28 protein-coding genes and 1 tRNA gene are annotated in these 22874 nt (G+C 75.8%); 17 read left to right on the top strand and 12 right to left on the bottom strand.

Annotated features, from left to right (window positions below):
• Nucleotides 1-259 precede the first annotated feature (259 nt).
• Entirely contained in the window at nucleotides 260-511 is a 252-nt protein-coding gene (locus FKM96_RS06265; RefSeq protein WP_147794508.1) for a hypothetical protein, read from the top strand.
• A gap of 9 nt (nucleotides 512-520) precedes the next feature.
• Here FKM96_RS06265 and FKM96_RS06270 read toward each other — a convergent pair whose 3' ends face one another.
• Genes FKM96_RS06270 through FKM96_RS06280 form a run of 3 tightly spaced genes read right to left on the bottom strand, consistent with a single transcriptional unit; the run spans nucleotide 521 to nucleotide 2044 of the window.
• Nucleotides 521-715 (bottom strand): hypothetical protein, encoded by a 195-nt coding sequence (locus tag FKM96_RS06270; protein WP_147794509.1) that lies wholly within the window; start codon nucleotides 713-715, stop codon nucleotides 521-523.
• A 28-nt stretch (nucleotides 716-743) separates the two neighbouring features.
• Complete coding sequence (locus FKM96_RS06275; protein ID WP_147794510.1) at nucleotides 744-1673, bottom strand: cation diffusion facilitator family transporter; 930 nt, start codon at nucleotides 1671-1673, stop codon at nucleotides 744-746.
• Nucleotides 1670-2044, bottom strand: coding sequence for a helix-turn-helix transcriptional regulator (locus FKM96_RS06280; protein WP_147794511.1), 375 nt, complete (start codon nucleotides 2042-2044; stop codon nucleotides 1670-1672). Before FKM96_RS06280 ends, FKM96_RS06275 begins: the two co-directional genes overlap by 4 nt.
• A 188-nt stretch (nucleotides 2045-2232) precedes the next feature.
• Here FKM96_RS06280 and FKM96_RS06285 point away from each other — a divergent pair, with 188 nt between their 5' ends.
• The 7 genes from FKM96_RS06285 to FKM96_RS06315 all read left to right on the top strand — a co-directional run bounded on the left by FKM96_RS06285 (nucleotide 2233) and on the right by FKM96_RS06315 (nucleotide 7127).
• On the top strand, nucleotides 2233-3831 hold the full coding sequence (locus FKM96_RS06285) for a von Willebrand factor type A domain-containing protein (protein ID WP_147794512.1): 1599 nt from the start codon (nucleotides 2233-2235) through the stop codon (nucleotides 3829-3831).
• Nucleotides 3832-4058: 227 nt separating this feature from the next.
• Entirely contained in the window at nucleotides 4059-4325 is a 267-nt protein-coding gene (locus FKM96_RS06290; RefSeq protein ID WP_147794513.1) for a hypothetical protein, read from the top strand.
• On the top strand, nucleotides 4322-4513 hold the full coding sequence (locus FKM96_RS06295; protein ID WP_147794514.1) for a hypothetical protein: 192 nt from the start codon (nucleotides 4322-4324) through the stop codon (nucleotides 4511-4513). The genes FKM96_RS06290 and FKM96_RS06295 overlap by 4 nt, the downstream gene beginning before the upstream one ends.
• Before the next feature lie 153 nt (nucleotides 4514-4666).
• Nucleotides 4667-5191 (top strand): hypothetical protein, encoded by a 525-nt coding sequence (locus FKM96_RS06300; protein WP_147794515.1) that lies wholly within the window; start codon nucleotides 4667-4669, stop codon nucleotides 5189-5191.
• The gene (locus FKM96_RS06305) at nucleotides 5188-5610 is read left to right on the top strand and encodes a hypothetical protein (RefSeq protein ID WP_147794516.1); all 423 of its coding nucleotides are present in this window, start codon (nucleotides 5188-5190) and stop codon (nucleotides 5608-5610) included. The genes FKM96_RS06300 and FKM96_RS06305 overlap by 4 nt, the downstream gene beginning before the upstream one ends.
• Before the next feature lie 109 nt (nucleotides 5611-5719).
• Nucleotides 5720-5792, top strand: a tRNA-Lys gene (locus tag FKM96_RS06310).
• 18 nt (nucleotides 5793-5810) lie between these two features.
• Entirely contained in the window at nucleotides 5811-7127 is a 1317-nt protein-coding gene (locus tag FKM96_RS06315) for a glycoside hydrolase family 3 N-terminal domain-containing protein (protein ID WP_168216893.1), read from the top strand.
• A gap of 49 nt (nucleotides 7128-7176) precedes the next feature.
• On the opposite strand, the gene trpS is transcribed toward FKM96_RS06315, so the two are convergent.
• Together trpS and FKM96_RS06325 are read right to left on the bottom strand one after the other, a co-directional pair.
• Nucleotides 7177-8166: a tryptophan--tRNA ligase gene (gene trpS / locus FKM96_RS06320; RefSeq protein ID WP_246855230.1), complete on the bottom strand. Its 990-nt coding sequence runs from the start codon at nucleotides 8164-8166 to the stop codon at nucleotides 7177-7179.
• Between the two features lie 210 nt (nucleotides 8167-8376).
• Nucleotides 8377-8952 (bottom strand): GNAT family N-acetyltransferase, encoded by a 576-nt coding sequence (locus FKM96_RS06325; RefSeq protein ID WP_210417378.1) that lies wholly within the window; start codon nucleotides 8950-8952, stop codon nucleotides 8377-8379.
• A gap of 140 nt (nucleotides 8953-9092) precedes the next feature.
• Here FKM96_RS06325 and FKM96_RS06330 point away from each other — a divergent pair, with 140 nt between their 5' ends.
• Nucleotides 9093-9728: a hypothetical protein gene (locus tag FKM96_RS06330; protein ID WP_147794519.1), complete on the top strand. Its 636-nt coding sequence runs from the start codon at nucleotides 9093-9095 to the stop codon at nucleotides 9726-9728.
• A 4-nt stretch (nucleotides 9729-9732) separates the two neighbouring features.
• On the opposite strand, the gene FKM96_RS21895 is transcribed toward FKM96_RS06330, so the two are convergent.
• From FKM96_RS21895 to FKM96_RS06350, 4 genes are all read right to left on the bottom strand, one after another.
• Complete coding sequence (locus FKM96_RS21895) at nucleotides 9733-10947, bottom strand: Fic family protein (protein WP_147794520.1); 1215 nt, start codon at nucleotides 10945-10947, stop codon at nucleotides 9733-9735.
• Between the two features lie 97 nt (nucleotides 10948-11044).
• Entirely contained in the window at nucleotides 11045-13156 is a 2112-nt protein-coding gene (locus FKM96_RS06340; protein ID WP_147794521.1) for an alpha-galactosidase, read from the bottom strand.
• 51 nt (nucleotides 13157-13207) lie between these two features.
• Nucleotides 13208-13795, bottom strand: a complete 588-nt coding sequence (locus FKM96_RS06345) for a hypothetical protein (RefSeq protein WP_147794522.1) — start codon at nucleotides 13793-13795, stop codon at nucleotides 13208-13210.
• Nucleotides 13792-14391, bottom strand: coding sequence for a DUF2231 domain-containing protein (locus tag FKM96_RS06350; protein ID WP_147794523.1), 600 nt, complete (start codon nucleotides 14389-14391; stop codon nucleotides 13792-13794). Before FKM96_RS06350 ends, FKM96_RS06345 begins: the two co-directional genes overlap by 4 nt.
• 214 nt (nucleotides 14392-14605) lie before the next feature.
• Between FKM96_RS06350 and FKM96_RS06355 the strand changes: the two genes are divergently transcribed.
• Genes FKM96_RS06355 through FKM96_RS06365 form a run of 3 tightly spaced genes read left to right on the top strand, consistent with a single transcriptional unit; the run spans nucleotide 14606 to nucleotide 16156 of the window.
• Complete coding sequence (locus FKM96_RS06355) at nucleotides 14606-15271, top strand: hypothetical protein (RefSeq protein ID WP_147794524.1); 666 nt, start codon at nucleotides 14606-14608, stop codon at nucleotides 15269-15271.
• A gap of 55 nt (nucleotides 15272-15326) precedes the next feature.
• Nucleotides 15327-15701 carry a helix-turn-helix transcriptional regulator gene (locus tag FKM96_RS06360; RefSeq protein WP_147794525.1) on the top strand — a complete coding sequence of 125 codons (375 nt, stop codon included), beginning with the start codon at nucleotides 15327-15329 and terminating at the stop codon, nucleotides 15699-15701.
• Complete coding sequence (locus FKM96_RS06365) at nucleotides 15698-16156, top strand: SRPBCC domain-containing protein (RefSeq protein WP_147794526.1); 459 nt, start codon at nucleotides 15698-15700, stop codon at nucleotides 16154-16156. Before FKM96_RS06360 ends, FKM96_RS06365 begins: the two co-directional genes overlap by 4 nt.
• Before the next feature lie 44 nt (nucleotides 16157-16200).
• Here FKM96_RS06365 and FKM96_RS06370 read toward each other — a convergent pair whose 3' ends face one another.
• Nucleotides 16201-16809 carry a TetR/AcrR family transcriptional regulator gene (locus FKM96_RS06370; RefSeq protein WP_210417380.1) on the bottom strand — a complete coding sequence of 203 codons (609 nt, stop codon included), beginning with the start codon at nucleotides 16807-16809 and terminating at the stop codon, nucleotides 16201-16203.
• Between the two features lie 187 nt (nucleotides 16810-16996).
• Here FKM96_RS06370 and FKM96_RS06375 point away from each other — a divergent pair, with 187 nt between their 5' ends.
• The 3 genes from FKM96_RS06375 (at nucleotide 16997) to FKM96_RS06385 (ending at nucleotide 18208) form a co-directional block, all read left to right on the top strand.
• On the top strand, nucleotides 16997-17344 hold the full coding sequence (locus tag FKM96_RS06375; RefSeq protein WP_147794527.1) for a VOC family protein: 348 nt from the start codon (nucleotides 16997-16999) through the stop codon (nucleotides 17342-17344).
• 150 nt (nucleotides 17345-17494) lie between these two features.
• Nucleotides 17495-17818: a hypothetical protein gene (locus FKM96_RS06380; RefSeq protein ID WP_147794528.1), complete on the top strand. Its 324-nt coding sequence runs from the start codon at nucleotides 17495-17497 to the stop codon at nucleotides 17816-17818.
• A gap of 120 nt (nucleotides 17819-17938) precedes the next feature.
• A complete protein-coding gene (locus FKM96_RS06385) occupies nucleotides 17939-18208 on the top strand; it encodes a GlsB/YeaQ/YmgE family stress response membrane protein (protein ID WP_147794529.1) in 270 nt (89 codons plus the stop codon).
• Nucleotides 18209-18376: 168 nt separating this feature from the next.
• Here the strand turns inward: FKM96_RS06385 and FKM96_RS06390 are convergent, their stop codons facing one another.
• A complete protein-coding gene (locus FKM96_RS06390; RefSeq protein ID WP_147794530.1) occupies nucleotides 18377-18661 on the bottom strand; it encodes a hypothetical protein in 285 nt (94 codons plus the stop codon).
• A 316-nt stretch (nucleotides 18662-18977) separates the two neighbouring features.
• On the bottom strand, nucleotides 18978-20810 hold the full coding sequence (locus FKM96_RS06395; RefSeq protein ID WP_246855231.1) for a mechanosensitive ion channel domain-containing protein: 1833 nt from the start codon (nucleotides 20808-20810) through the stop codon (nucleotides 18978-18980).
• A 203-nt stretch (nucleotides 20811-21013) separates the two neighbouring features.
• Between FKM96_RS06395 and FKM96_RS06400 the strand changes: the two genes are divergently transcribed.
• Nucleotides 21014-22027, top strand: a complete 1014-nt coding sequence (locus FKM96_RS06400) for a 1-phosphofructokinase family hexose kinase (protein ID WP_246855232.1) — start codon at nucleotides 21014-21016, stop codon at nucleotides 22025-22027.
• Between the two features lie 63 nt (nucleotides 22028-22090).
• Complete coding sequence (surE, locus tag FKM96_RS06405) at nucleotides 22091-22870, top strand: 5'/3'-nucleotidase SurE (protein WP_147794532.1); 780 nt, start codon at nucleotides 22091-22093, stop codon at nucleotides 22868-22870.
• Nucleotides 22871-22874 lie beyond the last annotated feature (4 nt).

The following is a 22874-nucleotide window of genomic DNA, read 5'->3' on the forward strand; positions in this document are numbered from 1 at the left end:
CCCGTGCGGGGGCGACCGCGGGTGGCGGTGCCCGTCCGGGGGGTGTGGCGGCCGGCCCGGCGGGGGACGCGGGCGGGGCGCGCAGGACGGCGGCGGGGTGGCCCTCGGGCCACCCGTCAGCGCGACCATACCGGACATATCGGACCCGGCACAGGGGTCCGGCCGTCCGGATGCGGACGCCCGGGACGGGCGTAGCGTCGGGTGGACGCAGGGTCGCGGCGCTCCGCACACGACCCGCCCCCGTGCGAAGGAGATCGCCATGACGACCACGCCGGACCCCCAGGACGAGCCCGTCCGCACCCCGGCCGAGGCCCCCACCCGCCCGTCGAGCCCCGGGCCGGACCCCGACGACATCAACCAGGGCGACCCGCGCCACGACGCGCACCGCGCGGAGCGCGCGTCGGGCGCCGCCGGCGCCGGGACCGAGCCGGTCCCGGGGACGCCGTCGGGGGCACCGGGCGCCGCGCGGCCGACGAGCCCCGGCCCGGAGCCGGAGGACGTCGACCGCTGAACCCGCGGGTCAGCGCCGGCGGCGGAAGTACCAGACCCGCGTCGCGAGCGAGCAGACGAACAGCACGAGCACCCCGGCGATCGTCACCGCCGGGGTGCTCGTGAGCACACCGCCCAGGGTCAGCGCACCCCCGAGCACCAGGGTCGCGACGATCCGGATGATCGCGGGGCGGTCGTCGGCCGGCAGGCGGGGCGCGTCGGGCATGGGACGAGCCTCGCACGCCCCGGACGGGTCAGGCGTGCCCGAGGTGCTCGTGCGTGCGGTGCGACGCGGGCTCGATCTGGAACGTCGAGTGCTCGACCGAGATCGGGAAGTGCGTGGCGAGGCAGTCCTGGAGCTGGTCGAGGATCCGCGCGGTGTGCCCGTCGGAGAAGCACTCGTCGTCGACCGTGATGTGCGCCGTGACCACCGGCAGCCCCGTCGCGACCAGCGTCGCGTGCAGGTCGTGCACCGAGCGCACGTGCTCGACGCCGAGCAGGTGGTCCCGCACCGCGTCGAGGTCGAGCCCGGGCGGCGTCGACTCCAGCAGCACGGCGGCGGTCTCGCGCAGCAGCCGGATCGCGCGGGGGACGATCAGGGCGCCGATGAGCAGGCCGGCGACCGCGTCCGCCTGCTGCCAGCCCGTGGTCGCGATGACGACCGCGGCGACGATGACGCCGACCGAGCCGAGCGCGTCGTTCAGCACCTCGAGGAAGGCGGCGCGCAGGTTGAAGTTCGCCTTCCGGCCCCCGGCCAGCACCGCGATCGCGAGCAGGTTCGCGACGAGCCCGACGACGCCGAACACGATCAGCTCGGTCGACGGGACGTCGGGCGGTGCGAACAGCCGCCGGACGCCCTCGACCAGCACGTACCCGCCGACCGCCAGCAGCACCGCGGACTGCGCCAGCGCGCCCAGCACCTCGGCCCGCCGGTAGCCCCAGGTCCGCCGCGACGTCGCCGGCTTGAGCGCGAGGTGCGCGGCGACCAGCGCCATGGCGAGCCCCGCGGCGTCGGTGAGCATGTGCGCGGTGTCCACCAGCAGCGCGAGGCTGCCGGTCACCAGCGCGCCGACCGCCTGGGCGACCAGCACCGTCGACGTCAGGCCGAACGCGATCGCGAGCCGTCGCCGGTGGTCCGCCGGGGCGCCGTCGGCACCGCCGCCGTGCCCGTGGTCGTGGCTCACGCCGGGTCCCCCGCGAGATGCGCGCACGCGTCCGGGCTCGAGCCGCCGCGCAGCAGGTCCTCCGCCGCGCCGACGAGCGTCGCCAGGCGACCGGGGTCGGCGATCGCGTAGATGGAGGCCCGGCCGCGCTGCCGCACGGTGACCAGCCCGCAGTCCCGGAGGCAGGCGAGGTGCACGCTGACCGTGCTCTGCGCGAGCCCGAGGTGGTCCGTCAGCTCGCGCACCGAGTGCTCGCCGGTGAACAGGTGGCGCAGCATCGTCAGCCGGGCCGGCTCGCCGAGCGCCCGGAACAGCGCGGCGGTCGGCGCGGTGAGGGCGGCGTCGTCGGCGGAACGGGTCTCGTTCTCGTCATCGATAGCGGGGGATGTCATCGCCACAGGACGATGATGGCTGCCGGCGCCCAGGGGCGTCAACCACTCTCCCGCGCGCCGGCGTCGCCCGAACGGGTGGTCCCGTGGCCGCCGTGACCGGAACGGGACGCCAGCGTGATGCTCCCGTGCTGTCCACCCTGGTCACGGAGCCGGAAGCATGCCGTCCATCGGACGATGGAGGAAATCTCATGCGTGGTCGGACGTCGACGGAAGCGGCTCGTCCCGGGACGGCGCGGCGGTCGCGGGACCGCCTGGTCGTCGCGGTCGCGGTGGTGGCGCTGGGAGCGCTCGGCGCGTGCAGCTCGGGGGACGCGAGCGACGCCTCCTACGGCCAGGAGGTCGCGCAGGACGACGCGTACGCACCCGATCCGTGGCCGTACGCCCCCACCGAGTCGCAGGAGGACTACGACGACTCGCCGGAGCAGCCGTTCCAGGACGTCGCGACCAGCCCGCTGTCGACGTTCGCCTCCGACGTCGACACCGCCTCGTACAGCAACCTGCGCCGGCAGCTCACCCAGGGCACCCAGCCGCAGGGCGTGCGGATCGAGGAGCTCGTCAACTACTTCGACTACGACTACCCGGCGCCGGCGCCGGACGCGGAGGACCCGTTCACGGTGACGACGCAGGTCGCGGACGCGCCGTGGGACCCGGACCACCAGCTGGCGATGATCGGCGTGCAGGTCACGGACGCCGTCCCGACGAGCCGGGGCGACAACATCGTCTTCCTGCTCGACGTGTCCGGCTCCATGGACGAGCCGGACAAGCTGCCGCTGCTCGCGCGGTCGTTCGAGCTCCTGGTCGAGCAGCTCGACGAGGACGACACCGTCTCGATCGTGACGTACGCCGGCAGCGACACCGTCCTCGCGGACTCGGTGCCGGGGAACGAGCAGCGCACGCTCGTCGGGATCCTGCGCGAGCTCAGCGCGGGCGGCTCGACCGGCGGGGCGCGGGGCCCGGAGACCGCGTACGAGCTCGCCACGAAGAACTTCGTCGAGGGCGGCAACAACCGCGTCGTCCTGGCCACCGACGGCGACTTCAACGTCGGCCCGTCGACGCCCGAGCAGCTCACCGACCTCATCGAGGAGCACGCCCGGACCGGCGTGCACATCTCCGTCCTCGGGTTCGGCATGGGCAACCTCAAGGACAGCACCATGGAGGCGATCGCCGACCACGGGAACGGCAACTACGCGTACATCGACACCCTCGACGAGGCGCGCAAGGTCCTGGTGGACGAGTTCGACTCCACGATGTTCGTCGTCGCCCAGGACCTCAAGCTCCAGGTCGAGCTGAACCCGGCGACCGTCTCGCAGTACCGGCTGCTGGGCTACGACAACCGCCGCCTGGAGGACGAGGACTTCGACGACGACACGAAGGACGCCGGCGACGTCGGCGCCGGGCACTCGGTCACGGCGTTCTACGAGCTGGTGCCGGCCGGGCGCGAGAGCGGGAGCGGCGACGACGACCTCGACTACCAGGACCGCAAGACGCGCGGCTCCGACGACTTCCTCACGGTGCACGTCCGCTACAAGGACCCCGGGGCGACCGAGAGCACCGAGGTCGTCGTCCCGGCCGGCGCGGACGCGTACACCCGCTCCCCCGGCGCGGACTTCCGGTTCGCGTCCGCGGTGGCGGAGTTCGGTCTCGTCGCGTCGGGGTCCGAGTACGCCGACGGCGCCGACCCGGGCCGCGCCCGGGACCGGGCCGCGGAGGCGCTCGGGGAGGACCCGTACGGGCTGCGGTCGGAGTTCGTCGGGCTCGTCGAGCGGTACGAGCAGGTCGCGGGCTGAGGGGCGGGGCAGGGAAGTTCGTCATGACGGCACCTCCTGCTCTCTCCTGCGCCGCACGAGTCGCCCGTCCGAGTGAAATGTCCGGTTCGTCCGGCCGGGTGACAGCTGACCAGGCAGAGTGCAGGCACGGGTCGATGACGGAGGGCGGACGGCGTGCGGGGTTCTGAGGACGGGCGCGTCCCCGTCGACCCGCCCCTGGCGCTCGTCACGTGCCTGCGGCGGCGACGATGACCACCACCCGCGACGTCCTGCGGTTCCTCGGCCTCACCAAGGCCCGCGGCCCGCTGCCGCACTGGGGGCTGTACGCCACCATCGCGGTCTGCGAGGTGGTCGTGCTCGCTGCCGGTGCCGCCCTGGGCGCACCCGCCTCGCTGCTCGTGCTGCTCGGGCTCCTGGCTGTGCTCATGGCGGCGCTCGCGGTCGTGTCATACCGGCAGCGGCGCCGTGCGAGGCAGGACGGCGACCGCCCCGACGATTCCCGGACGACCCGGTGACAGGGACGGGCGGCGGCAGCATCTCGGCGGCCGAGGCGGCGGTCGCCGTGGCGCTCGTCCTGCTGGCGGCGTGGCTGCTCTTCCGGTTCCGCGACGACCCGCCGCGGCGCCGACGGGTCCAGGTGACGGCCGCCGTCGTGGGCTTCGCGGCGGTGGCGTTCTTCGCGGTCCGGTCGCTGACGTCATGACGGTTCTGCAGTTCTGCAGAGGAGGGATGTCGCGTGACGGTCTTCTGGCCGCCTCTGCGCACCGGGGTCGGTCGTGCTGCGCGCGGGCGCCGCACTCGTCCGGCGGTGCGGTGATGATCGAGCTGTCTCTCCTCGACCTGGACCGGTGACGGCGTGAAGCGCGACCTGCCGTTCTGGTTGCTGGTGGCGGCGAGCGCCGTCGGGCTGGCGGTCGTGGTGATCGTGGTGGTCGCGGGGGACGGCGGGCCGTCGCTGCCGGCAGCGCTCGGTGCTGCCGTCGGACTCGTCGCCGGGTGGACCGCGGTCGTCGTCCGGGCACGCCAGGGGCGACCGGACGATCGCGGCGCCGCCGGGCCGACCGCGCCGGGTCCGCCCGCGCGCCTCGTGCTGTCCCGTGGCGACGACTCAGCCGGCATGATGCGGCACATCCGCGTCACGGTCGACGGCGAACTCGTGGCACTCCTGAAGCCGCGCACCGTGGCGGAGGTCGACGTGCCGCCGGGCCGGCACCGCGTGCGCGCGTCGATGGACTGGACGACCTCCGGGGCGCTGGACCTCGACCTGGTCCCGGGCGAGCGCGTCGAGATCAGGACCGGGCTGCCGCTCTCCATGATCTGGAGGATGGTCACGGCGCCGGGCGACACCTTGACGATCGAGCGGATAGGAAGCATGCGGTGACCGCGCACGACGGTCGCCGCTCGTCCGTCCTCGTGGCGTTCTGGGCAGGCCTCGCCGCTTTCTGCGCGGCCGGCGTGGTCCTGTCCGCGGTGACGGGACAGCAGGGCTGGGCCACGGTGTCCGTGACCGCCACCGGGCTCGTGCTCGTGACGCGTCTTGTCGACCGGCTCACCGAGCGCGGGCGCCGGGTGCTGGACGTGGTCGCGGTCGTCCTGTTCGCGGCGGTGCTCGTCGGGGTCGTCGTGCTTCTGGCCGTCACCGACGGCTTCGCCGACGCCTGGTACCTCGTCGTGCTCGCCGCGGTGGCGCTAGCCGGGGTCGTCCTCGGCGCACGCGCCCGCCGGCGCCGGGAGGCGGACGCGCCGCCCCGCGTCGAGGCGGTCCGCCGCGCAGGACGGGGAGGACGACCCGATGACTGAACCGTCGCCGGGACGACGGCAGCCGGTCCGACGCACGCCCCGAAGAGGCGGTACCTTCGACCTCGTCGGCCTCGGGGCGGCGTCACGCCCGCCCCGGACGACACATCCCGGGCCTCTAGCTCAACTGGCAGAGCAGCGGACTTTTAATCCGCGGGTTGTGGGTTCGATCCCCACGGGGCCCACCCACGTAGCCTGCCGTGGTGAGCCTCCCGACGACCCCCGGCCCGTCCGACCGGTCGCCGCAGCACGCCCGGCGCGCTCGGCGGTCCCGCCGGGGTCCTGCGGTCCTGCTCACCGCGCTGGTCGCCGCCGCGGCGACCGCCGTACCCCTCGCCTGGGCGGCGGAGGGCGGCCCGGCCGGCCCCGCACCCGCGGTCACCGAGGCCGCCGCCGTCGCCGCCGCGCCGACGTCGCAGCCACCCGCCCCCACCCCCACGTGCACCCCGCAGCCCCTCGAGGCCCGCGCCGCCGCGGTGCTCGTCGTCGGGCTGCCCGGCGTGACGCGCGCGGACGACGCGCTCGCGCAGCAGGTCGTCGGGCTCGGCGTCGGTGGCGTGTTCCTGGCGGGCGGGAACGCCCGCAGCGCCGACCAGGTGGCGGCGCTCACCACCGGGCTGCGCGCCGCGGCGGGCCGGCCGCTGCTGGTGTCGACCGACGAGGAGTCCGGCCGGGTGGCCCACATGCGCCAGGTCGTCGGCGCCGGGCCGTCGCCGCGCCGCATGGCCCGGGAGGAGTCGCCGGACGACGTCCGTGCCCGGGCGGCGGAGACCGGCCGCGTGCTGGCCGAGGTCGGCGTGGACCTGGACCTCGCGCCGGTGCTCGACCTGGACGACGGCCCCGCGACGGGCGTGATCGGCGACCGGTCCTTCAGCGCCGACCCCCAGGAGGCGGCGACGTACGGGCTCGCCTACGCGCGCGGGCTCGCCGACGCGGGCGTCACCTCGGCGGTCAAGCACTTCCCCGGGCACGGACGCTCGGCGGTCGACTCGCACCGCGAGTCGTCCCTGGTCGAGGCGGCGCTGGACGAGCTCGCGGCGACCGACCTGGCGCCGTTCCAGGCGGCCGTCGACGCCGGCGCTCCCGTCGTCATGCTCAACCACCTGCAGTACGCGGCCCTCGACCCCGACCTGCCCGCGTCCCTCAGCCCGCGCGCCTACGCGCTGCTGCGCGAGATGGGCTTCGAGGGGGTCGCGATGACGGACTCGGTCGGGATGGGCGCCGTCAACCTCCGCTGGGACTTCCCAGACGCCGCCGTGCAGGCGGTGTCCGCCGGAGCCGACGCGGTCCTCGCGACCGACGGCAACCACGCCGCCCGGATGCGCGACGGCCTCGTCGCCGCGGTCCGCTCCGGGCAGCTGCCCGAGGCCCGGCTGTCGGAGGCCGCGGCGCGCGTCACCGCGCTGGCCGGCGGCGACCCCGTGGCGATGTCGTGCCTGGAGGTGGAGCTGCCGCGGCTGGACGGGGGCGCAGGTGCCGACGCGACCGCCGGGGCAGAGGGCCTCAGCCCGGCGCCGTGACGCCGGGCCGGCCAGCAGGTCCCGGTCCGTGCGGACTCGCGCGACACGGTCACGCCACGCCCAGCAGCCCGATCGCTTCCCGCGCCCGCGCCGTGGTCGCCGCCGCCCGGGGCGTCACGGCGTCCCTGCCCGCGCGCAGCACCCGGTCCACCTCGGCCGGGTCCGCCTCGAGCTCGGCGTACCGACGCCGGACCGGGTCGAGGGCCGCCACCACCGCCTCGGTCACCGCGGACTTGAGCGCCCCGGCCCCCCGCAGCCCCGCGAGCGCCTCCTCGGGTGACCGGCCCGTGAGCGCGCCGAGCAGGGCGGCGAGGTTCGCGACGCCGGGCCGCCCCTCGGGGTCGAACGCCAGCGCCGGCTCTCCGTCCGTGACCGCCCGGCGCACCTTCGCCGCGACGGTGTCGGGGTCGTCGAGCAGGAACAGCACCCCCGCGCCGTCCGACCCGGTCTTGCCCATCTTGGTCCGCGGGTCCCGCAGGTCCTTGAGCCGTGCGGTCGTCGGGGGCGTGCTCCCCCGCGGGATCACGAAGGTCTCGCCGTAGCGGGCGTTGAACCGGCGGGCGAGGGTCGTGGTCAGCTCCAGGTGCTGCCGCTGGTCCTCGCCGACGGGCACCACCTCCGTGTCGTGGGCGAGGATGTCCGCCGCCATGAGGGCGGGGTAGGTGAGCAGCGACAGCCGGATCGAGTCGCCGCCCGCCGACTTCTCCTTGAACTGGACCATCCGCGTCATCTCGCCGTACGTCGCGGTGCACTCGAGGAGGTGCGCCAGCTCGGTGTGCGCCGGGACGGTCGACTGCACGAACAGCCGGGCGCTCGGGTCGAGGCCGCAGGCCAGCATCGTCGTGGCCACCTCCCGGGTGCGCGCACGGAGCAGCGCGGGGTCGTGCTCCACGGTGAGGGCGTGCAGGTCGGCGACGCAGACGACGACGTCCGCACCGGGGTCCGCGGCGAGGTCGAGCAGCGGCCGGATCGCGCCGAGGTAGTTGCCGAGCTGCAGGCTGCCGGTGGGCTTGAGGCCGGTGAACACACGCGTGGGCACAGGAGGACTCCTTCGGGGTGGGGTGCGCCCACGACGGTCGGAGCCCTGCGAGGAACGTGCGAGCGGCCGCCCGAGGTGGGCGGCCGGGGACATGAGGTCAGGCGGCGCCCTGCGAGCGCCACCACCAGCCGTTGCCGGACGTCAGGAACCTCATGGGGTCACTGTGCCCGACCCGCCCGGGGCGGGCGCAAGCCCTCTCCCCCGCCCGGCTCAGCGTCGCGCCGCCCACTCCTCGCGCAGCAGCGCGTACGCGTACGAGTCCAGCCACCGCCCGTCCCGGTGCAGCGAGTCCGCCCGGTACACCCCCTCGCGCCGCATCCCGACCCGCTCCATGAGCCGCCAGGACGGCGCGTTGTCCGCGAAGCACAGCGCGGTCAGCCGCCGCAGGCCGAGGTCGGTGAAGCAGACGTCGAGCAGCCGGCGGACCGCCTCGGTCGCGAGGCCGTGACCCTGCGCGGCGGGGTCGAACGCCCAGCCGATCTCCGCCTGGGTGCCCTTCGCCTGCTCGGCGACCTCCGTCTGACCCCAGCCGTCCTCGATGCGGACCATCAGGTCGCCGACCACGGCGCCGTCACGCTCGACGACGAGGGTCGGGCCGAGGCGGTCGGGCTCGACGAACCGCGCGGCGAACGCCTGCTCGTCGTCGGGCAGCGCGGTCATCCAGCGGGCGACCTCGGGGAGCCGGCGGTAGGCCCAGACCGCCGACGCGTCGGCCGCCGTCGCGGGGCGCAGCAGGAGGCGCTCGGTGGTGATCGGCCAGGGGGCGTCGAGGTACGGGGCGGTCACACGGGCAGGCTAGCCGCGCCCGACAGCCTGTGGACCCCCGCGGACAGGTTGTGCCGGACGACCGCCGCCGGGCCCGCCGGTCGGTTTACCTGTCCTCGGCCCCGGGACGGACCGGGCGCGCCCACGCCAGGAGGACCCCCATGCTCAGCCGCACCCGCCGCGCCTGGCGGCGCTTCGCCGAGGCACGTCCCGCCGTCGCGGAGTTCGCCCTGTTCACCGGGATCAGCATGGCCATGACGGTCCTGCAGCTCGCGCTCATGCCGGTGCTCAAGTGGGTGTTCGGCCTGACCCCGCTGGTCGACACCGCGTTCCAGGTGCTCGGGGTCAACACCAACGCCGACGGCAGCACGTTCTACGTCTTCGACTACGCCGCCGGGGCGCTGCCCGAGGGCGGTGGCGGGCTCGCCTACTTCCTGGCCGTGCAGATCACGCTGGCGATCGCGCAGATCATCAACTTCTTCCTGCAGCGCAACGTGACGTTCAAGTCGGACACGAACGTGTGGCGGGCCGCTGCCTGGTACGCGTTCGCGTACGTCGTGATCACGTTCGCCGCCGCGTGGCTGCAGGGCTTCTACAAGGCGCCGATCTACCGCTGGATGATCGACCGCTGGGGCAGCACCGGCGAGGCGGGCGCCGACGTCGTCACCATGATCATCAACGCGCTGATCTCGTTCGTGGTGTTCTTCCCGATCCTCAAGATCATCTTCCGCAAGGTCCCGGCGGAGCCGGCAGCGCCCGCCACCACCCCGGCGCGGGCGGGCGCGGGAGCGCGCTGACCGCTCACCCGCCCCGGAGCCGGTCCACCATCAGGTCGGCCTCGTCCAGCACCTCGCCGGCCGCCCAGGTCATGTCGCGGCGGGACTCGGTGATCGGACGCAGCACGTCCTCCTCGACCAGCCTCTCGACGGCCGCGTATGCCCGTGCGGACGAGACCCCGGTCAGGCGCATCACGTCGGAGGCGTCCACCACCGGACGGCTCACGAGCAGCGGCAGCAGGGTGGCGACCGCCGACCCGGCGCGCGGGCGCACGCGAGCCTGCCACTCGCCGGGGAGCGCCAGCAGCCGCTGCGCGGACACCTCGGCGGCCGCGACCGCCCGCGACGCCGCGTCGGCGAGGTACGCGGCGAACGCCTCGACGTCACCGTCGCGGTAGCCGTTCACCAGCGCGAAGTAGTGCCCGCGGTCGGCGACGATGGCGGAGGCCACCGGGACGGCCATCTCCCGTGTCGCCCCGCGGAACCGCCACACCGCGTTGATGAGGGAGCGGCCGAGACGCCCGTTGCCGTCGGTGAACGGGTGGATCGACTCGAACTGCGCGTGCACGACCGCCGCCTGCACGACCGGGTCGAGGTCGGTCCGGCGGGCGAACCGGATGAGGTCGTCCATCAGCTCCGGGACACGAGCGGGTGCGGGCGGCACGTGCACCGCGCCTCGCGGCGAGCGGTTCGAACCGCCGATCCAGTTCTGCACGGTCCGGAGCCGGCCCGCGTCCCACTTCTCGTGCGGGTCGTCCGCCATGAGCGGCCGGTGCGCGGCCAGCACGTCGTCCAGCACGATCCCGCCGCCTGCGCGTTCCACGAGGAGCGCGAGCCCGTCGATGGCCCCCTTCACGGTCCGGGCGGTACGCGGTGCACGGATGCCGTACTGGGCGCGCGCCAGCTGGTCGACCGTCGTGAGCTCCTCCTCGATCTGCGAGGAGGCGATGGCCTCCGTGCGGAGGAGGAACGGCTCCAGCGCCGCGACCTGGTCCGCGTGGGCGCGCTCCAGGACGCCGATCTCGACCTGGGCCCGGCGCGCGGCCTCCAGGAGCGTGCGCGACGGCCGGAGGTCGACGTCGGCGATCAGCGGGGGGACCGACGCCCGGTACTCGTCGATCTCCGTCCGCCGCGAGGACCGCGACGTCCACGGCAGGACCTCGGACCCGTGCGGCGGCACGCGGGCGCCGGCCGGGTCGTTCGACGCGGCCGGCGGCGCGTGCTGCGCACCCTGGGTCATCGGGCTCCTGAGCGAGAAGAGAGGCTGCGCTATTCTCGCTTATCGCCGTAAGCGAGAACAAGCGCCCCGCTGTTCTCGCTTGTCGCGCGGCCCGGCGTCACACCGCCGTCAGCCGCAGCACCGCCGCCTGCTGCGGCGTGAGCAGCGGCCACGCCAGCCCGGTCTCCGCGAGCGCCCGGCCGGGCAGCACGACGGACCCGCCGCCGACGACCGCGTCCCACCACGCCGGCGCCCCGGCGTCGAGCACCCGCGGCAGCCCGGCACCCAGGTCGACGACCTCGACCCGGTAGGACCGCTCGGGGTCCAGGCCGGGCACGCGCGCCGGCGCGGGCCGGGAGACCCCGGGCGCCGACAGCGCCACCAGCGCCACGACGGCGGCCGACCGGTCCTCCGCGACGACGCCGTGCACGGCGAGCGCCGGGTCCGCGACGTCCGCCCGCACGACGGTCCCGGCGTGCAGCAGGCCGCGGAGGTCCCGGTAGGCGGCGGCCCACGTCGCGACCGCGGCGCGCTCGTCGTCGGACGCGCGGGTCAGGTCCCACTCGATCCCGGCGTGGCCGAACAGCGCGGTCGCGAACCGGAAGCCCAGGTCGCTCGACCGCCCGGTCGTGTGCGCGCGGGCGTCGCCGAGGTGCGCACCCAGGTGCTCCGGCGGGACCAGCACCGACGTCCAGCGGTGGATCTCCTGGCGGTCGAGCGGGTCGTTGGTGTCCGACGGCCAGAACCGGTCGACGCGGTCCAGGATCCCGAGGTCGACCCGGCCGCCGCCCGACGCGCAGGACTCGATCTCGACGTCGGGGAACTCCTCCCGGAGGGCGTCGAGCAGCCGGTACAGCGCCTCGGTCTGCCGGTGCGCGGAGCCGCCGAGCAGGTCGCGGTTGTGGTCCCACTTCAGGTACGCGATCGGGTTCTCGCGCAGCAGCGCGGCCAGGGCGTCGTGCACGTGCGCCCACGCGCCGGGCTGGGCGAGGTCGAGCACGCGCTGGTGCCGCCACTCGGGCGTCGACGGCCGGCCGAGCACCCACTCGGGGTGCGCCCGCGCCAGGTCGGAGTCGGCGCTGACCATCTCGGGCTCGACCCACAGCCCGAGCTCCATCCCGGCGTCGCGGACGAGCGTGGCGAGCGGGTGCAGGCCCTCGGGCCAGACGGTGGCGTCGACCGTCCAGTCGCCGAGCGAGGTGCGGTCGTCCCGGCGGCCGTGGAACCAGCCGTCGTCGAGCACGAACCGCTCGACCCCGGCCGCGGCGGCCGCGTCGACCAGGCGCGCGAGGGTCGGCAGGTCGTGGTCGAAGTACACGGCCTCCCAGGTGTTGAGCACGAGGGGCCGCGGCCGGAGCGGGCCGCGGCGGCGCCGGTGCCGGCGGTGCAGCCGGTCGCTCGCGCCGTCGATGCCGGCGTCGGACCAGGTGGCGACGAGCCACGGCGTGGCGAGCACCTCGCCGGGCGCCAGCACGACCTCGCCCGGGTCGAGCCGCTCGCCGCCGCCGACGGCCGACGGACCGAGCGGGTTGCGCTCGGCCCACAGCCGGCGGTCGCCGCTCCAGGCGACGTGCGCGGTCCACACCTCGCCGGACCGGAAGCCGAACCCGGGCGTCCCGGCGGCGAGCAGGTACGCGTCGTCGTGGCCGGGCCGGCCGTGCCGCGCCTCGCGCAGCCACACCCCGTGCCCGGGGGTGAGCCGCTGCGGCCGGCGCTCGTGCGACCACAGCCCGGTGTGGTCGGCGACCTCGCGCGCCCGGTCCGGGACCGGCAGGACGACGTCGAGGGTGCCCACGCCCAGCGGGGTGCCGTCGACGTTGCGCAGCTCGTGCCGGACCGCGAGCACGCCCTCGGGCGACAGCCGCAGCTCGGTGCGCACCTCGAGGCCGGCCTCCGCGTCGCCGACGTCCACCCGCAGCACGTCGTCCCAGTCGACGGTCAGGCGCTCGACGGAGAGCAGGGTGGGGTCGACGTCGAGCCGGCCCGACCGGTGCACGGCGAGCGCCTGCTGGCCCGACCAGCCCTGGGAGAGGGTCGGCAGCAGCGAGAGCCGCAGGGGGTCGTCGACCGAGCTGGGCGGCACGGGCGGCACCAGGGCGTCGGCCAGCGCCGCGAGGGCGTCGTCGTCGAGGTGCCCGAGGTCGGTACCCCAGTGCAGCACGGCCGGCACCGCGGTGCCGCGGGCGTCGACCAGGAGGCTGACGCCCCCGGCGCGCAGATGGTGGATCATCGGTTCCCTGCTTCGTCGAGGGGACGGCGTTCGCCTCCGTACTCTGCCAGGTCAGGCGCGCCGCCCGGCGACGACGCCCGCCCCGACCAGCGCGAGCCCCGCGGCCAGCGATCCGATCCCGCCGAGGGCCATGTCCCCGATCGTGTCCCGGTACCCCACGTGGATCGAGGCGTCGATGTAGGTGTTCCCGAGGTACTCGCCGACCTCCCACAGCACGCTGAGCCCGAGCCCGAGCGCGGTCGTCACGCCGACCGAGCCCACGTGCGTGCGCCGGGCCGCCGGCAGGACCGGGTCGACGACCGCGCCCGTGGCGCGCGCGACCACCAGGTGCGCGACCGCGGCGATCAGCCCGGTGACGACCAGGTGCGTGACGACGTCGAGCCAGGAGATCCGCTGGTAGAGGTCGAGCGCCCCCGCCCAGCCGGCGGCGAGCAGCCCGACCCCGTACGCCGCGTCGAGCCGCGGGTCCGCCCGCACGGCCGGCGGCACCACGAGCCCCGCCAGCACGAGCAGCAGCAGGGCCACCCCCACGGGGCCGTCGACGACCGCCGCGACGACCACGCTCACGACCCCGAGCACCCGGACGACGCCGCCCGGTCCGCGCAGCAGCAGCGCGGCGGCCGTACGCCGCTGCGTCACGCCGTCGCGTCTGCCGCCGTGCCCTCGCGGCCCTCCGGCTCCGCCGGGCCCGACGCCGACGTGGGCGGGGAGCCGAGCCGGGACGCCATGTGCCCGCCGAGGTAGCCGCTGGCACCGAGCACGCCACCGGCACCGAGCGCCACCGCGACGCCGAGCCCGCGGTGCCCGCGGCGCCGCAGCAGCCAGGACGTGCCGTAGAGGCCGAGCGCGACGTTGTTGAGGAAGCCGTGCACCGTGCCGACGCGGAGCGTCTTCCGGTCGGACACCGCCCAGTCCGCGAGGCCGGTGACCGCGGCCGGCACGGCGGCCAGGATGCCGAGCCCGAGCAGCCGGTCGGCGGCGCGACGGCGGCCGTCCCCGCCGCCCGGCGTCACGTCGAGCACGGTCGCGCTCGCCCAGAAGCCGATCGGCACGTCCGTGAGCAGCGGGTGCGCGGCGTGACCGAGCGGCCGGCCGTGCAGCAGCGAGGCCAGCCGCGGGCTGGTGCGGAGCGCCTTCAGGACGACGGGCTGCACGCGGTCGACCGCGTCGTCCAGGGCGGTGGCGCGCTCGAGGCGCCGGGTCGCGGTCAGCAGGGGGCTCTCGTCGGCGTGCACGGTGTCTCCTCGTCGGCCGGGGGCGGGGCGTCCAGGGGTCGAGCATCACCCCGCCGGGTCGTGGCCGCACGGCGGGAGCGCCTCGGGTGCAGGCCGACCGGCCCCGACGCATGCTGGACGCCGCGTCCGGCATCGGCGCGACCCGCACGCCCCGGCCTGCGTCGCGCCGGGGCGCGGACCGGGACCGCACCCGCACGGGAGGACCCTCGTGACCGTGTCGACCACCACCGGGACCACGCGGGCGGCCGACGCCGCCGGTGCGGTCCTGCGCGCGCTCGTCGGGGCCGTCGACCGCCTCCGACCCTCCCCCCGGCCGCTGCACCCGCGCGGCGTCGTCCGGCACGGGACGCTGCTCGTCGACGACGACGGCGCCCCGGGCGCCCTGGAGCTCGGGGCGCCGCTGGTCGTCCCCGCCGTCGCCCGGGTGTCGCGGGCCGCCGGCCTGCCCGCCCCGCTCCCCGACGTCTTCGGCGTGGCGGTGCGGTGGGAGGCGGACGGGCGGACCCAGGACCTGCTGCTGTCCGGGACGGGGCTCGGCCGGCTGAACCGGTTCGTCCTGGTGCCGCGCCGGCGACCGCTCGACGGCCCGCACGGGACGCTGATGCCGTTCCTCGACGGCGAGGGGCGGGCGCTGGTCGTCGCCGCGGTGCCGACGCCCGGCGTACCGCGGGACGGCGGCGTCGACCTGGTGCTCCTGTCCGCGCGACCCGGTGGTCGCTGGCACCGCCTGGGCCGGCTGGTGTGCCCCGCGCGACCCGGGGACGGGGACGACCCGGACCTGCGGTTCGACCCGGTGCGGCACGTCCCCGGCGCCCTGCGGGTCCCGGGCTGGGCCGCGCGCCTGCGGCTCCCGTCGTACCGGCGCGCCCGCGCGGCTTGAGCCGGCCCAGACGAGGGGATTGTGCACCGGTCGGTTCAGCGTTATGGTGAACCGCATGGTTCAGCAACAGCGCCTGGACGAGGTGTTCGCCGCCCTGTCCGACGCGACCCGGCGCGACGTCCTCGTGCGCCTCGGCGACGGTCCGGCCACCATCGGGCAGCTCGCCGAGCCGTACGGCATCACCCTCACCGGCATGACGAAGCACGTGCGGGTGCTGGAGGACGCGGGCCTGGTCGTCACCGAGAAGGTCGGGCGCACCCGGCAGTGCCGCCTCGGGGCGGAGCGCCTGGACGACGCGATGTCCTGGATCGGGTTCTACCAGCGGCTCTGGGAGCGCCGGCTGGACGGGCTCGAGGCCTTCTTCACCCTGCAGCGCGGGCGCGCCGACGAGGCGGCCCGCCGGACGCGACCGGAAGGACCCACGCCATGACCACCGACGCCACCGACCTCGAGCTCCGCGCCCAGCGCGTCCTGCCCGCCACCCCGGACGAGGTCTTCGACGCCTACACCGACGCCGAGAAGCAGCGCACCTGGTTCGCGATCCTGGACACGGAGCCGGGCATCGTCGAGATCGAGGTCGACCTGCGGGTCGGCGGGCAGCAGACCGCGGTCTGGGGCCCGAGTCGCGACGAGCTGTTCCGCGAGACCCAGACGTTCCTGGAGATCGACCGCCCGCACCGCCTGGTCACCGACTCGGTCGGCAGCAGCCCGGACGGCGCGACGATGGCGACCCGCGTGGTCGTCACGTTCGAGGCGGTCGACGGCGGCACGCTGATGAGCGTCGTGCAGAGCGGCTTCCCGACGCCCGAGATCCGGGACTTCTTCGCCGAGCACGCCTGGGAGGGCGCGTTCGACCGGATCGGCGCGTACCTGTCCCGGGCCTGAGCCCTCGAGCCGTCGCGACGCCGGCGCCCGCCCCGGGGCCGACCTCAGGGGCGGGCGTCGCCCGCGCCGTACCGCAGCCCGTCGACGACGAGGTCGAGCAGGCCGCGCACGCGCTCGGCCCACCGGTCGGAGTCGGGCACGTTCCACACGCCGCCCATCGCGAGCATGACCTGCTCGCCGTCGACGTCGGGGCGGACCGAGCCGTCCGCCCGGCCGGCGGCGAGCAGCTCGTCGATCGCCGCGATGATCCCGGCCTTGGTGTCGGCGAACAGCGACGAGTCCGAGCCCACCGCCGTGCGCAGCGCCGCGCCCATCCCCCGCTTGGTGGCGGCGTACCGGACGAACCGGCCCATCCAGTCGCGCAGCGCCTCCACCGCGGGGCGGTCGTCGTCCAGCAACGCCGGCGCGGCGTCGCACAGGGCGCTGACCTCCTGGCGGTAGGCCGCCTCGACCAGCGCGCTGCGCTCCGGGAAGTGCCGGTACAGCGTGCCGATCCCCACGCCGGCCTGCTGGGCGATCGACTCCAGCGGCGCGTCCCCGTCCTCGGCCAGCGCGGTCGCGGCGCACTCCAGCAGCCGGGCGCGGTTGCGCGCGGCGTCGGCCCGCAGGGGACGCGGGGCGGGGCGCTCGGCGGGGGCGGACGGGGTGGCCACGGGACTGCTCCTCGGGATAGCTCTTGCGATGCGGAGGATCCTCCGGTTAGAGTCGAACGCGAAACGGAGGCACCTCCGTTCCAGGGTACGCCGCCTCCGACGCCCGGTCACCTCCCCGCCCCGCGGGGAGCTGGGCACCGTCGACGCCGGCCCGCGAACCCGCACCACGACCATCCCAGGAGGCCCCATGGCCAGCACCTTCCACGGCGTGACGTTCGACGCCTACGACGCCCAGGCCGTCGCCCGGTTCTGGGGCGCCGCGCTCGGCCGGGACGTCGCCCCGGGCGCCAGCCCCGAGCACGCCGAGCTCCTCGACCACACCGGCGCACCGCGCCTCGTCTTCGACCGCGTGCCGTCCGGCGGGGTGGTGCGCAACGCGCTGCACCTCGACCTGGTCACGTCCGACCTCGAGACCGAGTCCGAGCGGCTCGTCCGCCTCGGCGCGCGCCGGGTCGGCGCCGTCGGCGGCACCGCCCGGTGGGTCAACCTCACGGACCCCGAGGGCAACGCCTTCGCCCTGCTCCCCGCCGCCTGAGCCCGGCCGCCACGCCCGCCACCCGTCCGGGTGACGGGCGCGGTCTCGACGGGCGCTCCTGTCCGTTTCGCCCTAGTTTTCGGCGTGCCGCCCCGATGGCGGCCGGATCTGCGCACCACCCGTGCCGAGAACGAGACAGGGGACCACGCCATGACGCACCCGTACGGTCAGGACCCGCACCAGCCCGCCGCCTCGACGCCGCCCGCCGCACCGCCCGCAGGCGCCGCCGGCTACGGCGCTCCCGCCCCGGTCGGCGCGAGCACCGGCACCCCGGTGCTGTCCATCATCACGTTCGTCCTGTCGGCGATCGCGATCCTGTTCCTGCCGATCGTGTTCGGTCTCGCCGGCATCGTCACCGGCATCGTGGCCGTCGTCCGCAAGGAGCGCCTCGGCAAGATCGCGCTGATCGTCGCGATCGTCGCCACGATCATCGGCTTCGCGCTCGGGGCCCTCGTCGTGAGCCAGATGTCCTGACGCCCGCGCGCCGGGCGCGGCGCGGAGCGCTCACCAGCGGGCCCGCACGCGTTCCGGATGCGGACCGCGACCGCCCGTGTCACGGTTCTCTCCGTCCGAACGAGTTGTTGGAGGTGCCAGATGGGATTCTTCGCTTTCCTGCTGCTGGGTCTGATCGCGGGGGCTATCGCGAAGGCGATCCTGCCGGGGCGTCAGGCCGGTGGCTGGTTCGTGACGCTGCTCCTGGGTGTGATCGGGGCCCTGCTGGGCGGCTGGCTGGGCAGCGTGCTGTTCAACCGCCCGCTCGAGGACTTCTTCTCGATCCAGACCTGGCTGCTCGCGATCGGCGGTTCGATCATCGTGCTCCTGATCTACGGCGCGCTGACCGGCCGCAAGGGCGCTCGCGCCTGACGCACGGCCGGCCGTGACCCGGTCCGGCGACGGTGGGAGATCGTCGCCGGACCGTTGCCGGGCACCAGCCCCTGACGGTGGGAGACCGCCCGGGGCGCCCGGCACGACGAGGGCCCGCACATCCGCACCAAGCGGCTGCGCGGGCCCTCGCTGCGTGCCCGGAGGAGGTCAGCCCTGGGGCGCCAGGGTGAAACCCGGGGCGCCGGTCGCCGACGGGTCGGCGTCGAGCGTGAGGTCCGCGAGCGCCGTCGACGTCTCCGGGGAGACGAACACGGTGGCGCCGTCGGAGTCGATGACGTCGTCGCCGGGCACGGCCTCCGGGACGAGCGCGAGCTCGAACGACCCGAGCTGCTGCTGGGACTCGGCGATGCGCAGACCGCCCGAGTCGGGCAGGCCCGCGCGGGTGGCGAGGTCGCGGACGGCGGTGCTGGCGTTCTCGGTCAGGGTGAGCACGGGTGCTCCTCTCGTGGCCGGTGGCGGTCGTGACGCCGGGGCGCCGCGACCATCGGACCCTTCCACCGTCGGCGGGTCGTCGCCGGGACGCAACCGCACGTCCGCTGGGCAAGACCGCGCGCGTCCGCTGCGCGGAGCCCGCTGGACACCCGCGCCGCGATCCCGCACCCTCCTCCCCCTGCACCCTCCGCTCCCCCGCGGCCCCACTCGCCGAGATGGCAACTCTCGGCTGCGCGGACGTGGTCCTGCGGAGCCGAGAGTTGCCACCTCGGCGGGGGCGCGGGGGTGCGGGGGCGCGGGGGGCGGGTGTGCGGGGTCAGCGGGTGGGGCGGTCGCGGGGGTCGATCGGGGCGCTGCGGACCGAGCGGCGCGTCGGCGGCGCGGGGGTGTCGTCGGACGGGGCCGCCGAGGCGGCCTCGGACGTGACCGGGGCGTCCGCCGGCGCAGCCGGGGACGCGGCGACCGTGGGCTGGACCTGGGTCTCGCCGGTCTGGCCGGTCGACGTCCGGTCCGCGCCGTAGGCAGGCAGAATCATCGTCCCGGACTCCTGGGCCAGCTCCGGCGCGGCCGGGTGCTCCCCGGACGCGGGCGGCACGGTCGGCGCCTCGGCCGCCCCCGCCGCACCCGGGTGCTCCCCGGACGCGGGCGGCACGGTCGGCGCCTCGGCCGACCCCGCCGCACCCGGGTGCTCCCCGGACGCCGGCGGCCCGGTCGGCGCCTGGCCCGACCCCGGCGCGACCGGCACCGCGTCGGGCGTGCCGCCGCCCGCGGCGGCCACGGCGAGCGGCACCGCGTCCGTCCCGGGCGCCGGCACGACGTCGACCTTCCGCCCGCCGGACGACCGGCCGGCGGCGACCTCGGCCTCCTGCCGGGCCTCCGCGGCGTGCTCCTCGCGCTCGGCGATCACGTCCTCGCCCGGGCCCGCGAACGACCCCGCGCGCTGCATGGCCTCGACGCTCCCGGTGAACAGGCGGGCGTCGAGCTGCCCGGTCTCGGTCGCCGGCTCGACGACCGCGTGCGCGCCGGTGCGCGGCCGCCGGGACTGCGCGGGCGCCGGCTCGACGACCGGCAGCGGCGCGCCCTTCGTCGTCTCGATGCGGGTCCGGGGCAGCCCCTGGGGAGCGTTCCGCTGGAGGTAGGACACCAGGCCCTCGCGCAGGTAGCAGCGCAGGTCGAACAGGGTCGGGGCGTCCACGGCGCTCGCCAGCGCGCGCAGCCGGACGACCCCGCCGACCGCGTCCGTGACCTGGAGGATGCCGACCCGGTGGTCCCACAGGTCGGTGTCGGCGAGCAGCCGGTTGAGCTCGGCGCGCAGCTCGTCCACCGGCACCTGCCAGTCGACGTCGATCTCGACGGTGCCCAGCAGCTCCGCCGCACGCCGGGTCCAGTTCTCGAAGGGCGTCTGCGTGAAGTAGGTCGACGGCAGGATGAGCCGGCGGTCGTCCCAGATGTGCACGACCACGTAGGTGAGGGTGATCTCCTCGATCCGGCCCCACTGCTGCTCGACGATGACGACGTCGTCGACCCGGATGCCGTCCGTGAACGCGATCTGCAGGCCGGCGAACACGTTGGCCAGCGAGCTCTGCGCCGCGAGACCGGCGACGACGGACAGCAGACCGGCCGACGCCAGCAGGCTCGCGCCGAACGCCGAGACGCCCGGGAAGGTCAGCAGCACCGCGGCGACGCCGACGACGACCAGCACCGCGACCGTGATGCGGCGGAGCAGCTGGACCTGCGTGCGCACCCGGCGGGCGTGCCGGTTGTCCTTCACGTCCACCCGGTAGCGCTGCAGCGCGAGGTCCTCGACGACGAACGCCAGCGTGCCGACGAGCCACGTCGCCGCGGCGATCAGCGCGATGAGCAGCACGTGCCCGATCGCCCGCATCCACGAGGTCTCCCAGTCGGCGTCGGACACGGAGATCGCCAGCGCCACCCAGACCGCGATGACGATGAGCACCGCCCGCAGCGGGCGCTTGGACCGGCGGGCCAGGTCGGCGGCGAGCGCGGACCGCTTCGCGACGGTGCGGACGAGGGCGCCGATGAGCACCGCGACCAGGAGGGCCACGACCACGGCGCCGGCCACCCAGAGCACGGGGACGAGGACGTCGCGGGCGGTGTCGACGGCCTCCTCGGTCGTCGCGGCGGGCACGGAGGACGGTGTTGCTGCACGGATCACGCGAGCCATCGAACACGCCCCGTCGCGCGGTCACCACCCGGGGCCGGGCGCTCCGCCGACCCTGCGCACGACCTGCACACCGCGCGGCACCGCCCGAGCCGCGTCCGCTCCGGTCGCACCGCGCGTCGCCGCACGTCAGCATGGGTCGGGACGACCCCGAGCCCAGGAGGACGCCCGTGCCGACCAGCCGCAACCCCCGCGTGTGCGTGCTCGCCCCGACGCCGATCCTCACGGTCACGCTGGAGACCGGCTCCGACGACGAGACCCCGGAGCTGCACGTGCACTCCGGCGGCCAGGGCCTGTGGGTGGCGCGGATGGCGTACTCGCTCGGCGCCGAGGTCGTGGTGTGCGGACCGTTCGGCGGCGAGACCGGCACCGTGCTCGGGCACCTCGCGGAGACCGAGAACCTGCGGGTGCGGCGGGTGTCCTACGCGGGCGGCAACGGCGCCTACCTGCACGACCGGCGGGGCGGGGAGCGCACCGAGCTCGCGTTCATGCCGCCGGCGCGGCTGGACCGGCACGAGATCGACGACCTGTACGGCACGATCCTCGTCGAGGCCCTGGACGCGGACGTCTGCGTGATCACGGGCGCGTACCCGTCGCCGCTGCTGCCGGCGTCGTTCTTCGGCCGCCTGATCGGCGACCTGCGGGCCGCGGGCGTGAAGACGGTCGCCGACCTGTCGGGCAAGGCCGCCGTCGAGGCCGCGAGGGCCGGGGTCGACGTGCTGAAGATGTCGCACGAGGAGCTGCTCGAGGCCGGGCTCGCGGCGGACGGCTCGGTGGACTCGCTGCGCGAGGGTGCCCGGCGGCTGCTGCGCCCCGAACCGGGGCTGCCCGAGGGCCACGGGGACGAGTTCCCCGACGACCCCATCGACGTGGACGCCGGGGCGCCCGGCCAGGTCGGGGCGATGGTGGTGTCCCGCGCCGCCGACCCGGCGCTGCTGGTGACCGCGTCCGGCGTCTCGGAGGTCGTGGCGCCGTCGGTGACGACGGTCGACCACCGCGGGGCGGGCGACTCCATGACCGCCGGCATGGCGGTCGGTGTCGGGCGCGGCCTCCGGCTGACCGAGGCGGCGCGGCTCGGCGCCGCGGCGGGCGCCCTGAACGTCACGCGGCGCGGGCTGGGCACCGGCCACCGCGAGCAGATCGAGCGGTTCGCCGAGCAGATCGTGGTACGGGAGGTCGGCTGACCGCCGGCCGGAGGACGGACGACCGACGACCCCCGGTGCGGCCGGGGACGAGGAGGAGCGACCATGCGCGTCCTGGTGACGAACGACGACGGGATCGAGTCCGAGGGGCTGGCCGTCCTGGCCCGCGCTGCGCTCGCCGCCGGCGCGGACGAGGTGGTGGTCGCGGCGCCCGCGCGGGACTCGTCCGGTGCGAGCGCGTCGCTGCTCGGCGCCGAGCACGACGGCCGGCTGGTGGTCGACCGCAAGGACGCCCCCGGCCTGCCCGACGGCGTCGACTCGTTCGCCGTCCGGGCGGCCCCGGCGCTGATCGCGTTCGTCGCGGCGCACGGCGGGTTCGGCCCGAAGCCGGACCTGCTGCTGTCCGGCGTCAACCGCGGCGCCAACACCGGGCACGCCGTGCTGCACTCCGGCACGGTCGGCGCCGCGCTGTCGGCGGCCACGCACGGCATCCGCGGGCTCGCGGTGTCGCTCGGCGACGCCCGGCCGCAGCACTGGGCCACCGCCGAGGCGTACACCACGCACGTGCTCCGCTGGATGCTGGACCAGCCGCAGCAGCGCGACCGGGTGGTGAACCTCAACGTCCCCGACCGCCCGCTCGCCGAGGTGCGCGGGCTGCGCCGGGCGCCGCTCGCCGCGTTCGGCGCGGTGCAGGCGCGGGTGCACGAGGTCGAGCACGGGAACCTCATGCTCACGTACTCCGAGCTCGCCGCGTCCCAGGAGTCGGAGACCGACGCCGGCCTGCTGCTGCGCGGCTGGGCCACCGTGACGCTGCTGCACGCGCCCGCGTTCGAGGCGGACGCGCCGCTCCCGGAGCTGCACGCCCCGCTCGGGTCCGGGGACTGACCCG

Origin of the sequence: Cellulomonas sp. Y8 (assembly GCF_008033115.1) — a bacterium.
Taxonomy (GTDB): Bacteria; Actinomycetota; Actinomycetes; order Actinomycetales; family Cellulomonadaceae; genus Cellulomonas.